Annotated in this window: 13 protein-coding genes; 9 read left to right on the top strand and 4 right to left on the bottom strand. The window is 69.9% G+C overall.

The genetic code is table 11. The features are described from left to right. Positions 1–103: 103 nt before the first annotated feature. Positions 104–1300, bottom strand: a complete 1197-nt coding sequence (locus AC07VM_RS11420; protein WP_267417317.1) for a mandelate racemase/muconate lactonizing enzyme family protein — start codon at positions 1298–1300, stop codon at positions 104–106. Between the two features lie 229 nt (positions 1301–1529). Between AC07VM_RS11420 and AC07VM_RS11425 the strand changes: the two genes are divergently transcribed. The 3 genes from AC07VM_RS11425 to AC07VM_RS11435 all read left to right on the top strand — a co-directional run bounded on the left by AC07VM_RS11425 (position 1530) and on the right by AC07VM_RS11435 (position 4856). Then, complete coding sequence (locus AC07VM_RS11425) at positions 1530–2537, top strand: aldo/keto reductase (protein WP_494911260.1); 1008 nt, start codon at positions 1530–1532, stop codon at positions 2535–2537. A gap of 1 nt (position 2538) precedes the next feature. After that, positions 2539–3384: an amidohydrolase family protein gene (locus tag AC07VM_RS11430; RefSeq protein ID WP_494911261.1), complete on the top strand. Its 846-nt coding sequence runs from the start codon at positions 2539–2541 to the stop codon at positions 3382–3384. 101 nt (positions 3385–3485) lie between these two features. Then, positions 3486–4856, top strand: coding sequence for an MFS transporter (locus AC07VM_RS11435; RefSeq protein ID WP_494911262.1), 1371 nt, complete (start codon positions 3486–3488; stop codon positions 4854–4856). A gap of 73 nt (positions 4857–4929) precedes the next feature. Here the strand turns inward: AC07VM_RS11435 and AC07VM_RS11440 are convergent, their stop codons facing one another. After that, positions 4930–5562 (bottom strand): HAD-IA family hydrolase, encoded by a 633-nt coding sequence (locus AC07VM_RS11440; protein WP_494911263.1) that lies wholly within the window; start codon positions 5560–5562, stop codon positions 4930–4932. Positions 5563–5768: 206 nt separating this feature from the next. On the opposite strand from AC07VM_RS11440, the gene AC07VM_RS11445 reads away from it, so the two are divergent. The 3 genes from AC07VM_RS11445 to AC07VM_RS11455 all read left to right on the top strand — a co-directional run bounded on the left by AC07VM_RS11445 (position 5769) and on the right by AC07VM_RS11455 (position 9024). Beyond that, the gene (locus AC07VM_RS11445; protein ID WP_267417312.1) at positions 5769–6545 is read left to right on the top strand and encodes a DeoR/GlpR family DNA-binding transcription regulator; all 777 of its coding nucleotides are present in this window, start codon (positions 5769–5771) and stop codon (positions 6543–6545) included. Further along, positions 6538–7854, top strand: a complete 1317-nt coding sequence (locus AC07VM_RS11450; protein ID WP_494911264.1) for an MFS transporter — start codon at positions 6538–6540, stop codon at positions 7852–7854. Before AC07VM_RS11445 ends, AC07VM_RS11450 begins: the two co-directional genes overlap by 8 nt. Positions 7855–7917: 63 nt before the next feature. Continuing rightward, positions 7918–9024 carry a fatty acid desaturase family protein gene (locus tag AC07VM_RS11455; RefSeq protein WP_494911265.1) on the top strand — a complete coding sequence of 369 codons (1107 nt, stop codon included), beginning with the start codon at positions 7918–7920 and terminating at the stop codon, positions 9022–9024. A gap of 13 nt (positions 9025–9037) precedes the next feature. Here AC07VM_RS11455 and AC07VM_RS11460 read toward each other — a convergent pair whose 3' ends face one another. Next, positions 9038–10027, bottom strand: coding sequence for an NAD-dependent epimerase/dehydratase family protein (locus AC07VM_RS11460; RefSeq protein WP_494911266.1), 990 nt, complete (start codon positions 10025–10027; stop codon positions 9038–9040). 141 nt (positions 10028–10168) lie between these two features. Between AC07VM_RS11460 and AC07VM_RS11465 the strand changes: the two genes are divergently transcribed. Further along, a complete protein-coding gene (locus AC07VM_RS11465; protein ID WP_494911267.1) occupies positions 10169–10714 on the top strand; it encodes a hypothetical protein in 546 nt (181 codons plus the stop codon). Positions 10715–10777: 63 nt separating this feature from the next. On the opposite strand, the gene AC07VM_RS11470 is transcribed toward AC07VM_RS11465, so the two are convergent. Next, positions 10778–11323, bottom strand: a complete 546-nt coding sequence (locus AC07VM_RS11470) for a DUF6611 family protein (protein ID WP_494911268.1) — start codon at positions 11321–11323, stop codon at positions 10778–10780. 301 nt (positions 11324–11624) lie between these two features. Between AC07VM_RS11470 and AC07VM_RS11475 the strand changes: the two genes are divergently transcribed. Continuing rightward, positions 11625–12053 (top strand): MarR family winged helix-turn-helix transcriptional regulator, encoded by a 429-nt coding sequence (locus AC07VM_RS11475; protein WP_267417306.1) that lies wholly within the window; start codon positions 11625–11627, stop codon positions 12051–12053. Positions 12054–12220: 167 nt separating this feature from the next. Further along, complete coding sequence (locus AC07VM_RS11480) at positions 12221–13828, top strand: SPFH domain-containing protein (protein ID WP_494911270.1); 1608 nt, start codon at positions 12221–12223, stop codon at positions 13826–13828. Positions 13829–13841: the final 13 nt, after the last annotated feature.

A 13841-nucleotide genomic window follows, 5' to 3' on the forward strand; every position in this document is an offset into this window, starting at 1 on the left:
GGCCGCCGCCCGCCGACGACACCACCCCCGCCGATGACGGAGAAGGGGTCCCGACGCGATTCGCGTCGGGACCCCTTCTCCGGTTCCGAGTGAGCCTCGCGCCTCACAGGCGCCGCAGCGCGCCGACTCCTCGCAGCTGCCAGTTCTGCCGCGCGTCCGGAGCGATCGCGGTGGAGGCGCCCGGCTGCTGCGGACGCTCCAGATACCCCTCCCGGATGACGCTGCGCTCCGCGAAGGCGTGCTGTGTCCAGGGGATGAACTCGATCAGCGGAGCCACATCCGACAGCACCGTCCCGACGAGATGCTGGTGGACCTGCATCATGTCACCGGCGTGCGGGGCCACACGCAGTCCGCGTGCCGCGGCGTGCGCGGCCACCTGCATCCACTCCGTCACTCCGCCGACCCGCGTCACGTCCACCTGCACCACCCGGATGGCGTCATGCGCGATGAAGCTGCTGAACTGCTGGAAGCTGTAGATGCTCTCCCCCGAGGCGATGTCGAGCGAGGTCTTCGCCTGCAGAGCCGCATGCCCTTCGAGGTCGTCCGCATGCAGCGGCTCCTCGACCCAGTCCATCTGCACCTCCTCGAACACCGGCAGCAGGCGGTTCGCGGTGGAGAGGTCCCAGCGCTGGTTGGCGTCGCACATCAGGGTCACGTCGTCGCCGATGGCCTTGCGGACCGCGCGGGAGCGGCGGGCGTCCTCGCGCCAGTCGGCCTTGCCCACCTTGATCTTCACGCGCCGCCAGCCGCCGTCGATCAGCGAGGAGAGGTCGCGCACGAGCTCGGTCTCGCTCAGGTTCAGCCAGCCGCCGTCGGTGTTGTAGGCCTGCACGGGCTCCGCCGTTCCGCCGAGCAGACGCCACAGCGGCACTCCCGCCCGCTGCGCCGCGAGGTCCCACAGCGCGATGTCGACCATCGCCAGTGCCATGTGCACGGCACCCGCGCGGCCCACCCAGTGCGTCGGCAGCCAGTACAGCCGCTTCCAGGTGCCGAGGATGTCCTCCGACGAGGTGCCGAGCAGGGCGGGTGCGTAGTAGTCGCTGATCACGTCGCACAGCAGCTCGGGCGCCGTGTGCACGCCGCTGATCCCGGTGCCGACCCGGCCGTCGCGCGTGGTGATCTGCACGACCGGGACCGTCCAGTGCGTCATCGCGGCCGTGGCATCCGCGATCGGGGTGCGCAGCGGGACCGCGAGCGCGAACGTCTCGATCGACACGATCTCGCTGGCCTCGTCTCCGAGGAGGAGATCGGAGACCTCCGTGGAGAGCACTCCGCGAGCGCTCGGCAGTTCGACAACCATGGACAAGCTCCTTCTTCCGGGGCCCCTCGGCCCGTCATCCATTCGGTCACGGGGCGCTCCGAGCGGTCAATCGCGTGTCCCGGATGCCGTCGATGCGGTTGGCGGATGCAGCGGACGCGGGCGATATCGGGACTGCGGATGATGCTCATCCGCAGTCCGGCATTGTCCGCGCGCCGGAGCACTGACTGAATCGAAGAGACGTCCCGCTCTCCCGATCGAAAGCTGCATCATGACCTGGATCACAGATTCGGTCGCCGTCGGCGACCACGGCCTCACGCTTCCGCGGGTCGGCCTCGGGACGGCATCCCTCGGCAACTTCCTCGGCGCGATCTCGGACGAGCAGGCGGCGGACACGGTCGCGGGCGCCTACCGGTCGGGAGTGCGGTACTTCGACACGGCCCCGCTGTACGGTCACGGGCTCGCCGAGCGTCGGCTCGCGGAGGGCCTCGGCGCCCACCGCTCCGACGTGGTCATCTCCACCAAGGTCGGTCGTCTGCTGCGGGCCGATGCGCCCCGCGATGAGAGCCAGTACGTCGACGGCGAGCCGTTCTACACCGACGTGCCGGAGGTGGGTCCGATCTGGGACTTCAGCTACGAGGGCGTGCGCACCTCGCTCGCGGAGAGCCTCGAACGGCTGGACGTGGACCACGTCGACATCCTGAACCTGCACGACCCGGACGAGCACTTCGACGTCGCGAGCACGACGGCCTATCGCGCACTGCGCGATCTCCGTGCCGAGGGCGCGGTCAAGGGCATCGGCGCGGGGATGAATCAGACCCCGGTGCTGACCCGTCTGGTCGAGACGTGCGACCTCGACGTCGTGCTCCTCGCCGGCCGGTACACGCTGCTCGACCAGTCGTCGATGGAGGAGCTGCTTCCCGCCTGCCGTCGACGCGGCACCTCCGTGATCGCCGGCGGGGTGTTCAACAGCGGTGTCCTGCTGGACCCCTCCGAGGGCGCCCGGTTCGACTACGCACCGGCCGCGTCCGGCGTGCTGGAGAAGGCCCGGGCGATCGCCGAGGTGTGCGGCCGGTACGACGTGCCGCTCGGCGCGGCGGCGATCCAGTTCCCCCTCGCTCACCCCGAGGTCGGCAGCCTGCTGATCGGCGCGCGGTCGCCGGAGGAGTTCCAGGCGGACCTCGACCTTCTGGCGGTGCCGATCCCCGGGGATCTGTGGCGCGAGCTGCGCTCGACGGGCCTGCTGCCCGACGACGTGCCGACCCCGGAGGGCCGCTGAGATGGCGCTGCGGATCGATGCCCACCACCACTTCTGGGACCCGGCGGACTTCGACTATCCCTGGATGGCGGATGCCGCGCTCGACCCGGTGCGCCGCCCGTTCACTCCCGCCGACCTGGCTCCCGCGCTGAGCACGTCCGACATCGACGGGACCGTGCTCGTGCAGACCGTCTCGGAGGTCGCCGAGACCGAGCAGTTCCTCGCGACCGCCGCGACGACCCCCTGGGTCCGCGGTGTCGTCGGCTGGGTCGACCTCACCGACCCCGCCGTCGGCGACACGCTGGATCGTCTGATCGAGTCGTCTCCGGGCACCCTGGTCGGCATCCGGCATCAGGTGCATGACGAGGCGGATCCGCAGTGGCTCCTCCGCGATGACGTGCAGCGCGGTCTCGCCGAGGTGGCAGGACGCGAGCTCGCCTACGACCTCCTCGTCCGCTCCCGCGAGCTCCCCGCCGCGATCGAGACGGTCCGGCGGCTGCCCGCGCTGCGCTTCATACTGGATCACATCGCCAAGCCCCCCATCGCCGAGGGCGTGCACGAGCCCTGGTCGACCCTCATCGCCGAGCTCGCCCGAAGCGAGAACGTCGACGTGAAGCTCTCCGGGATGGTCACGGAGGCACGGTGGGACCGGTGGGACGCCGCCGTGCTCGCCCCGTACATCGCGCACGTCCTCGAGGTGTTCGGCGCCGAGCGGGCGATGTTCGGCTCCGACTGGCCGGTGTGCCTGCTCGCGGCCGCGGACTACGGCACCGTCGTCGGCGCACTCGACTCCGCGCTCGCGGGGATCTCCCCCGCGGAGCACGACGCCGTCTTCGGGGGAACCGCCATCCGGGCCTACGCGCTCTAGCACCCGACCACCGGCAGCTCCGCTCGCCGGTCGCCCCGGCTCACCGGACACCCCGCACGACGGGGCCGCTCCGGCGCGCCATCCGCACGACAGAAAGGACGATGATGTCTCGCGAAACCGCCAACCCCCCGGTGAGCACCGGCCCCCGCGAACGGAGCTCGATGCTCGGGGTGGGCACGGCCGCTCTGGTCGGCTCGGCCCTGGAGTGGTATGACTTCTACCTCTACGGCACGGCCGCCGCCCTCGTGTTCAACCGGATCATCTTCGTCAACTCCGACCCGCTGGTGGCCACCATGGCGGCGTTCGCGACGTTCGCGGTCGGCTATCTGATCCGGCCGCTGGGCGGGCTGATCTTCGGACGGCTCGGTGACACGCACGGACGGAAGTTCGTCCTCGTCCTCACCCTCCTGGTGATGGGGGTCGCCACCTTCCTGATGGGCTTCATCCCGTCGTATGCCGACATCGGCATCTGGGCGCCGATCCTGCTGATCACCCTCCGCCTCGTGCAGGGGATCGGCGCCGGTGCCGAGTTCGGCGGCGCGGCCATCTTCGCGGTGGAGCACGCCGATCCACGGCGTCGCGGACTGCACGGCGCCTGGCCCGCCGCCGGCGTCTACCTCGGTCTCCTGCTCGCCTCCGGGGTGTTCGCGATCGTGACGACGCTGCCCGAGGACCAGTTCCTCAGCTGGGGGTGGCGGGTGCCGTTCCTGCTGAGCGCCGTGGTGGTCGTCGCCGCGCTCGTCATCCGTCTCCGCCTGGCCGAGAGCCCGGCGTTCCTGGAGATGAAGGAGGAGGAGACCGCTCCCGCGTCGCCCGTCAAGGAGGTCTTCGCGAAGGAGAAGAAGGGGATGCTCACGCTGTTCTTCGCGCAGGTGCCGCAGAACATCGTGTCGACGCTGAATCTCGCGTTCATCACGGCGTTCCTCGTCGGGAACCTTCAGCTCTCCTCCTCGATCGGCCCGTTCGCGACCACGATCGGCACGGCCGTCACCATGGTCCTGCTGCCGGTGTTCGGACACCTGTCCGACCGCATCGGCCGTCGCCCGGTGATGCTCATCGGCATCGTGTTCTCGGCCGCGTTCGCATTCCCGTACTTCTGGTTGATCGAGGGCGGCCGAGCGCCGCTCCCGATCACGCTCGCGATCGTGCTCAGCCTGGGGATCGGCGTCGGCGCGATGTTCGGCCCCCAGGCGGCGTACTTCGCGGAGCTGTTCACGGGCGGCTCCCGCTTCACCGGGCTCGCGTTCGCCCGCGAGACGGCGGGCGCCGTGACCGCGGGCACCACGCCACTGATCGCGATCGCACTGGTCGCCGCGGCGGGTGGAGCGACCTGGGGCGTCAGCCTGTTCGTGATCGGCGCGTGCATCGTCGGCGCGATCGCGGTGATCCTCGGCGGGGAGACGCGCGGACGGCGCATGAACGCGTCGTCGGTCGCCGAACTGCGCGCCTCCACCGGCTCGTTCGAGGGATGACCATCCGGTTGCGGCGCTCTCACCGAGCGTCGCACCCGTTCACCCCCGCAGATCGGAGGGCGGATGCCGGCGGTCAGACGCGCGTCCACCACGGACGACGCTGCGGGACGGCGCCGAAGGCGAGCCCGTCGAGTTCCGCCCCCAGCTCGGCGGCGGTGCGGAATCGATGGGTCCGGATGCGCCGACCGCACGCCGCCTCGAGGTTCTCGACCCGATCGTCGATGAACAGGGTGTCCTCCGCGGCGACCTCGGCGAGGGCGAGGGCCGTGTCGAAGATCTCGGCGTCGGGCTTCGCCAACCGCAGCTCCGCGCTGAACACCATCAGCGGGAAGAGTCCCTGCAGGACGGCAGAGCCGCGGATCTCGGCCGCGAGGTCGCACGGAGCGTTCGACAGCAGCGTCAGCTGAGCACCGCGGCGACGGGCGTCGCGCAGGGCCGTGATCGTGCCGAAGTTGAGATGCGTCCAGCTCTCGACGTCGAGGCTCCGCAGCGTGCGCAGCTCCTCCCCGCGGACCCGCCGTCCGGCCACGTCCTCCCAGTACTCCGCGGCGGGGATCCCGCGGTCGTAGAGGGCGCGATGCACCCAGTACCGGTCGCGGAACGTCGTCGTGGGCATCCCGAGGACCGCCGCCATGCCCTGGACAGCCGCGGCCGACTGCGGCTCGCTGATCACCTCACCGAAGTCCACGAGCAGGTGCGTCGTCATGATGTCTCCTTGGTCGATTCGTAGAACGCACACGCTACATGATCGAACAGACATTTCCATGTGCGTTTTGAGATCGTGAGTATTCGCCCGGAAATTCGGGCATCGATACATGAAGCCGGGATTCACGAGCGGCGATGTCCGCAAAGAGACTTTCGAAATGCTGCTGCGAGCTTCCGAATGAAACACACCTGTTGTATGTTCGAACGATGACCGGACTGTCACGGCACGACGCCATCCTCGAAGCCCTCTACACGAGCGGCCGCGTCAGCGTCGCGGACGTGGCATCCGAGTTCTCGGTATCCGAGGTCACCGTGCGGCGGGACCTCGACCACCTCGCGCGTGCCGGCGTCCTCCGCCGGGTGCGAGGCGGTGCGGTCAGTGCGCGGCTGCGCGGCGAGGGGCTCCCCTACTCGATGCGCCGACTCGAAGCGTCCGACGCGAAGGAGCGCATCGCCGAAGCGGCGGCGCAGCTGGTCGTCGACGGCGAGGCGGTGTGCGTCGACAGCGGGACGACCGGTGCGGCGGTCGCCCAGCAGCTCGCGTCGCGGCGCCTGACCGTGATGCCGTTCAGCGTGCAGGCGCTGGAGGCCCTGACCCGGGGCGCGGTGGCCAGGGTGATCCTGCCGAGCGGCTCGGTCCATCCGGAAGAGGGATCGATCGTCGGCCCGCTCGTCGAGCAGTCGCTGCGAGATCTCCGCTTCGACACGGTGTTCCTCAGCTGCTGCGGCGCCGCGCTCGACGCGGGAGTCACGGCGTACGACCTCGACGACGCGGCGGCCAAGCGCGCGATGATCGGCGCGGGTCGACGCGTGGTTCTCGTGGCCGAGGGGGCGAAGTTCGCGCGGTCGGCGATGTCCGTGGTGTGCGCTCTCACCGACGTCGATGTCGTGGTGACCGATGAATCCGCTCCGGCCGAGGTGCTCGACGAGCTCCGTGCTGCCGGCGTCGAGGTGGTCATCGCATCGGGTGCCTCCGGTGAGTGAGGGCGGCGTCGCGGCGAAGCCCACGGAGAAGGCGTCCACGGTCCGTGTGGTCCTGACGCATCCGCTCTATCGGGCGTCGACGCTCGCGCTCTTCCTCTCGGGCCTCGGCATGTCGGCCGCGGCCCCGCTCATCGCCTCCTTCCTCGTCACCGAGCTCGGGGCGTCGTTCACCGTCGCCGGCCTCTACTACCTCACCAGTCTCACTGCTCCCGTCGCCGGGTATCTCGTCGGGGCGCGCTCGGACCGCACCGGCCGACGCCTCGGACTGTTCCGGATCTGCGCCGTCGCCGGCTTCCTCGGATGGCTCGGCATCGCGTACTCCACGGAGCTGTGGATGCCGTTCGTCATCAGCGCGATCGTCCTCGGCTTCGCGGGCGCGGCGACCTCGCAGCTCTTCGCGGCGATCCACGACGAGCTCACCGCAGAGCCGACGTCCGCCGACGACGGTGTCGTCGCCGTGGTGCGGATGGCCCTCACCGCCGGATGGGTGATCGGTCCCGTGCTGGGGTCGTTCCTCGCGGCCTACGCCGGCTACCGCACGATGCTGATCTTCGTCGCGGTCGCCACCCTCGCCCAGATCCTTCCGCTGGGAACCCTCCGCACCACCCCGCCACCGCTCCCCGACGCCGCCACGACGCCCGGGGCCGCCTCGCGCGCGAAGACCGCGCCCGGCCTGCGCGCGATGATGCCGCTCCTGGCCTTCACGGCGCTGTACATCTGCGTCTACGCGGGCGAGTCCGTGAAGTACGCGTTCCTCCCGCTGTACATGAACGAGCAGCTGCACCTCGCGCCCGAGATCAGCGGCGCGATCATCGGCATCCAGCCCCTGGTCGAACTCGCCCTGATGCCCCTCGCCGTGGTGGTCGGGCGGCGGGTCGGCATGACGCGGCTCATGGCTTTCGCCGCCGCGTGCGGTGTCGGCGCGAACCTCTTCTTCGCCTTCTCGGGCAACGCGGCCGGGCTCTTCGCCGGGCAGATCCTGATGGGTGCCGTCTGGGGCGTCTTCGCCGCGCTCGGCATCATCGTCGCGCAGCGTCTGCTGCCCACGGCCGTCGCGACGGCCTCGGCGATCTTCCTCAGCTCCACCGCGATCAGCTCGGCCCTCGGCGGCCTGACAGGCGGTCTGGGAGCGGCGGCCATCGGCCTCCCGCTCGTCTTCGTGATCCCGGCTGCTTTCGCGGCGATCGCGGTGGTCGGACTGCTGATCATGAGCCGTCGCGAGTCGTCTCGTTCCTGGACGCCCACCCAGGTTGGGCGCGTACCGTCGATGGAAGAAAACACAACTGAAGATCAGAACGCGACGCCCTGAGCGATAGTCGCCAACAATCAGAACCTCCGCCGCCCGAAGGGCGACGCCGGAGAAGAGGTCATCATGGACGGCATCCGTCCGACCATCCGCACCCGCCCCCGCGACCGCGCGAACCGGGGGTCGAGCAGCTTCACCGACCTGGCCCAGCAGATCCGCAGCCGCGGACTCCTGCGTCGACGATACGGCTACTACTGGTCGAAGCTCGTGGGCGCGCCCCTCGTCCTCGCCGCGTGCCTGGTCGTCTTCTTCTGGATCGGAGACACCTGGTGGCAGCTCTTCACGGCTGCGGTGCTGGCGGTCGTCTTCACGCAGATCGCCTTCCTCGGGCATGACGCGGCGCACCGGCAGATCTTCGTCTCGGGCCGCTGGAACGACTGGACGAGCCTGGTCCTCGGCGACCTCTTCGTCGGGATGAGCTACGGCTGGTGGCAGCACAAGCACACGCGACACCACGCCCACCCGAACAAGCTCGGCGCCGACCCCGACATCGAGCTCCCGGTCATCGCCGTGACCGCCGAGACCGCCGCCCGGCATCACAGTCCCGGCGTGCAGTGGCTGCGTGCGCACCAGGGACTGCTGTTCTTCCCGATCCTCTTCCTGGAGGGCATCTCCCTGCACGCCTCGAGCGTGCGCCGTGTCGTCACGCGGGGCAGGCTCGAGCGTCGGTGGGTGGAGATCGCGTTCCTCAGCATCCGGATGATCGGGTACCTCGTGATCGTGTTCCTCGTGCTGTCCCCCGGCATCGCGTTCGTGTTCCTCGCGGTGCAGCTGGGGCTCTTCGGGTTCTACATGGGCATCGCGTTCGCCCCGAATCACAAGGGGATGCCGGTGGTCCCGCGCGACCTGACGCTGGACTTCCTGCGTCGCCAGGTGATGATGAGCCGCAACGTGCGCGGCACCCGCATCCTGGATGTCGCGATGGGAGGGCTGAACTACCAGATCGAGCACCATCTGTTCCCGTCGATGCCGCGTCCGCACCTGCGTCGCGCGGCGCCGATCATCGCCGAGTACTGCCGGGCCCAGGGCGTGCCGTACACGCAGACGGGACTGTTCGCGTCGTACGCGATCGTCGTCCGGTACATCAACCGCGTCGGGCTCGGCGAGCGCGACGTCTTCAGCTGTCCCCTCGCCGATCAGCGCCTCGCGATCGGGGCGCCGATCCGCTCGTGAGCCGCGGAACGCTCTAGCCGCGCACGCTCGCGATCATGCGGTCCAGGTCGGCGTCGAGCTCGGCGTCGACCACCCGGCGCGCCGGGGTGGCGTCGTGGTGGGCGATGATCTCCTCGGCACCCGCCCAGAACGGCACGCGGGGTTCGAACTCGGGCACGAGGCGGCGGATCTTGCTGTTGTCGAAGACCATCGGGTAGGCCCGGTCGCCCCACAGGTCTGCCGCGAGCGCCGGACGGACGGCGCAGATCGCCTCCGACGACACGGGCACCAGGTCGGCCTCGACGCCGGCGGCGTCCGCCAGCCAGGTGTAGATCTGGGTCCACGTCGGGGCATGGTCACCGGTGATGTGGAAGGTGTCGCCCACCACGTCGCGTCGCCCGAAGAGTCCGACGAAGCCCACCGCGAAGTCCGTCGTGTGCGTGATCGTCCACGGTGTCGTCCCGTCGCCGTGGACCACGACCGGCCGCCCCGCCCGCATCCGCGCCACGTCGTTCCAGCCCGCCAGCGTCGGCATGCTGGTGCGGTCGTACGTGTGCGAGGGGCGCACGATCGTGATCGGGAACCCCTGGTCGCGGTACGTGGCGGTCAGGAGGTCCTCGCACGCGATCTTGTCCCGTGCGTACTCCGAGAAGGGGTTGCGCAGCGGCGTCGACTCGGTGACCGGATAGCGCAGCGGCGGCTTCTGATAGGCGGACGCCGAGCTGATGAACAGGTACTGCCCGGTCCGGCCGGCGAAGCGATCGATGTCGGCCTGGACGTGGGCGGGCGTGAACGCGGTGAACTGCGCCACGACGTCGAACTCCCGGCCTCCCAGGGCGTCCTGCACCGAAGCCGCGTCGCGGATGTCGGCCTGCAGCAGCTCGACCTCGGCCGGGAGCGGTCGCTCGGTGGACCGTCCGCGATTGAGCACCGTCACCCGATGCCCCTGCTCCACCGCCCGCTGCACCGAGGCGGCGCTGATGACGCCGCTGCCGCCGATGAAGAGGATGTCCCGGGTGCTCATCGCCCCATCCTGGCACGCCGGTGATTCCCCAGGCGGTGTCGTGTGGATCCGGTCGCGAACCCGTGAGCGAGCGGCCCGCGGGCGCATGGGTTCCATGAGGCCTCCTTCACCGGAGCGGACGTCGCGGCGTAGGACGGGATCATGACCCTCACGCACATCCTTCCCACGCTGCGCCAGAGCATCCCCGCTCCCTTCGACCGCTGGCGGTGGCCGGTGCACACGACGCCGACGACCACGGACGTCGTGGTCGGCGGGATCTCACTGATGCGCCTGTTCGAGGTCGGCGGCTCGCCCGCCGTGCTCACCGGAGATCTCCCGGTGGCGGGCGCCGGGACCGACGTGACGGTGCTGCTGTTCCGGATCACGCTGCGCGTCGACAGCCAGGAGGGCAAGCGCATCGCGCTCACGGACTGCTCCTTCGAGGGTGTCGATGCCGCCTGGAAGGAGTGCCGCCTCATCGGTCGAGCGTCGACAGCTCGTGCGACGACGATCGAGCTGATCCCCGGCGAGGAGGGCAACGCGGCATGGCCTCACCCGGTCGCCACCCTGCCGGCCGACCTTCGCGAGGGAGACGTGGTCGTCGTTCCCTGCGCGGGCGCGGTCACACTGCGGAACGTTCGCGCGCACGATGCCGAGGAGCCGGGCGGGGCGTGCCGCAAGTATCTGGGCAGCCCCCTCGCGGACTAGGCGAACGCGGGGTGCGGTCCGGCCTTCGCCGCACGGGGAAGGTCCGGCGTCGAGGGGGCGTCGTCAGCGGACGGACGCCGCGGCGATGGCAGCGGCCTGCGCGTAGGCGGCTGTCCAGATCCGGTCGAACCGGTCGCGCCCGATCACTCCCTGGCGGCACGCGAGAGAGGCATCACCGAGTGCTTCGGCCAGGTTGTCGAGACGACGTTGCTGCGTGCGCTCGGCGACGGTGTCTTCGCTGAGACCGGACCGGCATGCCGACACCGTGACCGTGCGCCGGCGGATGCCCCGCGAGCGCCGCGAAAGAACGATGCCGATCGGAAGCAGAACGGCGACCAGCAGCACCGCGGCGAGCAGCGGAGGGAAGCCGGCCGCGCACAGCATCACCCACGCGACGACACCACCACCGAGCGACAGCGGTGTGAACCAGCGGTGCGTTTCGGCGAGACGCCGTTCCGCTTCCGTGGAGTCGGGCGGGTAGACCGCGAGCACGCACGCGACGGTGCCGAAATGGCTCACGGTCCGCGAGACGTAGCCCCACCGTGGAGGACGCGAATCCGAAGGCGTCGCGTGCGGCGAGAGCGAGTGGGGGCGGTGGATCACGGACATGCATCCCACGTTCCTCCGGCTGCGCTCACGAGGATCTGCTGCAGACGGAACCCATGCGGTGCCCGGCGCTTTCCATGCGGAATGATGACGACCCGACCAGGACCTCACCGGAATCACCTGTCCGGAAGTTTCCGTGATCAAACCGTTGCATTCGTTATCTCGCCGTTATACAGTGATCACACGGTGAATGTTTGCTGTGGCATCCACCGCATGTGATTGCAGGACACTCTTGGTGCAAGGGACAAGGGCCGGTCGGGAGCCTCTCCGACCGGCCCTTTACTGTTCGCACTATTCTGTGAGGATGACCGATCGCAAGCTCGCCCTGGAGGCATGGGAGAGCCTGTTCCGCGCGCAGCACGAGCTGTTCACCGAGATGCTCGCCGACTTCGAGCACAGTCATCTCGCGCAGGCCGAATACGACGTCCTGCTCACCGTCACCCGCTCCCCCGACATGACCGCCCGGCTGCGCGACATCACCTCGAACATGCTGATCAGCCAGCCGAGCGTCTCGCGCCTCGTCGAGCGCATGGTCACGCGCGGACTCGTGTCGAAGTGCGCCGATCCCGACGACGGGCGCGGCGCACTGATCCGGGCGACGGAGGAGGGCGCGCGTGCCTTCCGCTCGCTCGCCACCGTGCACGGGCGCTCGATCGCCGAGCGCATGTCGCGCCTCGACGACGACGAGCTCCGCACGCTGCGCGACCTCGCGGAGAAGCTCCGCACGCGCTGAGCCCGTCCCCCTGCACGACCCGCACTCTTGCTGCGGTTCTCCCCTGATCGGCCGATGATGACGGTCGGCCCGACGCGAGCGGGCCCCGATCTGGCAGGGTGGAGGCGAAGGCGCGCACCACGGCGTGCCCGAGACCGCCCCCTCGGGGGGAACCAGGGAGGTCATCCATGGAGATCGCCGGAATCGTCGGCATCCTCGTCATCGTCGGAATCGCGGTCGTCGTCGCCGTCGTCCTGCTGCTCATCCTGCTGCTGTTCGCGCGCAGCTGGATCAAGGTCGCTCGAGCCGACGAGGCCCTCGTCATCTCGGGGCGCAAGCAGAAGGTGCAGCGCGCCGTCATCGCCGCCGACGGGTCGAGCACGTCCGAGATGTCGGAGTCGCCCGTCACGGTCATCGTGAACGGCAAGTCGCTCGTCAACCCGATCACGCAGCGCCACGAGATCATCTCCCTGCGCTCGCGCCAGGTCTCCCTGAACGCCGAGGCGCAGTCGCTCGACAGCGTGACCCTGAACGTCGACGGCGTCGCGATCGTCAAGATCGGCTCCGACCCGATCCTGGTCCGTCGGGCCGCCGAGCGATTCGCCTCGCAGGACAAGGCCATCGAGCAGTTCACCACCGAGCAGCTCGAAGGTGCGCTCCGTGGCATCGTCGCCACGCTCTCCGTCGTCGAGCTGATGCGCGAGCGCAAGAAGTTCTCCGACCAGATCGCCGCCGACGTCTCGCAGGAGCTCGCCGAGCAGGGCCTGATCCTCGACTCGTTCCAGATCAAGGGCATCACCGACAAGGTCGGCTACATCCAGTCGCTCGGCGCCCCCGAGATCCAGGCGAAGCGGCAGTCGGCGGAGATCTCGCAGACCAACGCCGACCGTGCGATCAACCAGAAGAACATCGCCAACAAGGAAGCCAACCTGATCGAGCAGACCGCGCTCGACACCAACACGGCCAACTCCGACTCCGGCATCGGTCGGGCCCGCGCCGAGGCCGAGCAGGCCGAGGCTCTCGCCCGCGCCCAGGCCGAGCAGGCCGTTCTGCAGCAGCAGGCCGAGAACAAGCAGGCCCAGCTCGACGCCGACGTCAAGCGCGTCGCCGACGCCCAGCGGTACGAAGCCGAGACCCGCGCCCAGGCTGAGCTCTACACACGTGAGCGCGCCGCCGAGGCCGCCGCGATCGAGCAGGTCAAGCAGGCCGAGGCCCGCACCCGCATCGCCGAGCAGCAGGCCCAGGCCGACAAGGCCCGTGCCGACGGTGAAGCGGCGGCCGCGATCGCGAAGGCCAGCGGTGAGGCGAACGCCCTACGCGCACAGGCCGAAGCCGAGGCCGAGGCCCGCCGTCTGCGCGCCAGCGCCGAGGCAGACGCCATCCGCGCCGAGGGTGACGCCCGCGCCGCCGCCCTCGAGGCCGAGGCCAAGGCCATCGCCTCCAACCAGGACGCGTTCCTCTCGCAGCGCGTGCTCGAGGTGCTGCCGTCGATCATGGCCGAGTTCTCGAAGGGCTACGCGGCGATCGGCAACGTGTCGATCATCGGCAGCTCGGGCGAGGACGGCGCCTCGAACGTCGTGGGGGCAGACAACGCCAAGGCTCTGCGCTCGGTGTTCGACAGCGTCCACGCGGCCACGGGGCTCGACCTCGCCGGTATCATCCAGGGCCAGGCCGTCGGTCGCGGCATCGGCGAAGGCGTGTCCGCCTCTGCCGCGGCTCCCGCGCCGACCGCGACCCGGGCGTCGCAGCCGACCACTCCGCCGCCGTCTGCTTCGCCCGTCGCCGACACGGAGTAGTCGCACCGTCACC

It is taken from the genome of Microbacterium sp. GW821-FHT01D02, from assembly GCF_059422585.1.

What these genes read in the sequence shown, in the direction of transcription:
- AC07VM_RS11460 (WP_494911266.1), bottom strand. Translation starts at nt 10,027, where the DNA reads ATGAGCACCCGGGACATCCTCTTCATCGGCGGCAGCGGCGTCATCAGC.
- AC07VM_RS11455 (WP_494911265.1), top strand. Translation starts at nt 7,918, where the DNA reads ATGGACGGCATCCGTCCGACCATCCGCACCCGCCCCCGCGACCGCGCG.
- AC07VM_RS11470 (WP_494911268.1), bottom strand. Translation starts at nt 11,323, where the DNA reads ATGTCCGTGATCCACCGCCCCCACTCGCTCTCGCCGCACGCGACGCCT.
- AC07VM_RS11480 (WP_494911270.1), top strand. Translation starts at nt 12,221, where the DNA reads ATGGAGATCGCCGGAATCGTCGGCATCCTCGTCATCGTCGGAATCGCG.
- AC07VM_RS11465 (WP_494911267.1), top strand. Translation starts at nt 10,169, where the DNA reads ATGACCCTCACGCACATCCTTCCCACGCTGCGCCAGAGCATCCCCGCT.
- AC07VM_RS11445 (WP_267417312.1), top strand. Translation starts at nt 5,769, where the DNA reads ATGACCGGACTGTCACGGCACGACGCCATCCTCGAAGCCCTCTACACG.
- AC07VM_RS11435 (WP_494911262.1), top strand. Translation starts at nt 3,486, where the DNA reads ATGATGTCTCGCGAAACCGCCAACCCCCCGGTGAGCACCGGCCCCCGC.
- AC07VM_RS11420 (WP_267417317.1), bottom strand. Translation starts at nt 1,300, where the DNA reads ATGGTTGTCGAACTGCCGAGCGCTCGCGGAGTGCTCTCCACGGAGGTC.
- AC07VM_RS11440 (WP_494911263.1), bottom strand. Translation starts at nt 5,562, where the DNA reads ATGACGACGCACCTGCTCGTGGACTTCGGTGAGGTGATCAGCGAGCCG.
- AC07VM_RS11475 (WP_267417306.1), top strand. Translation starts at nt 11,625, where the DNA reads ATGACCGATCGCAAGCTCGCCCTGGAGGCATGGGAGAGCCTGTTCCGC.
- AC07VM_RS11425 (WP_494911260.1), top strand. Translation starts at nt 1,530, where the DNA reads ATGACCTGGATCACAGATTCGGTCGCCGTCGGCGACCACGGCCTCACG.
- AC07VM_RS11430 (WP_494911261.1), top strand. Translation starts at nt 2,539, where the DNA reads ATGGCGCTGCGGATCGATGCCCACCACCACTTCTGGGACCCGGCGGAC.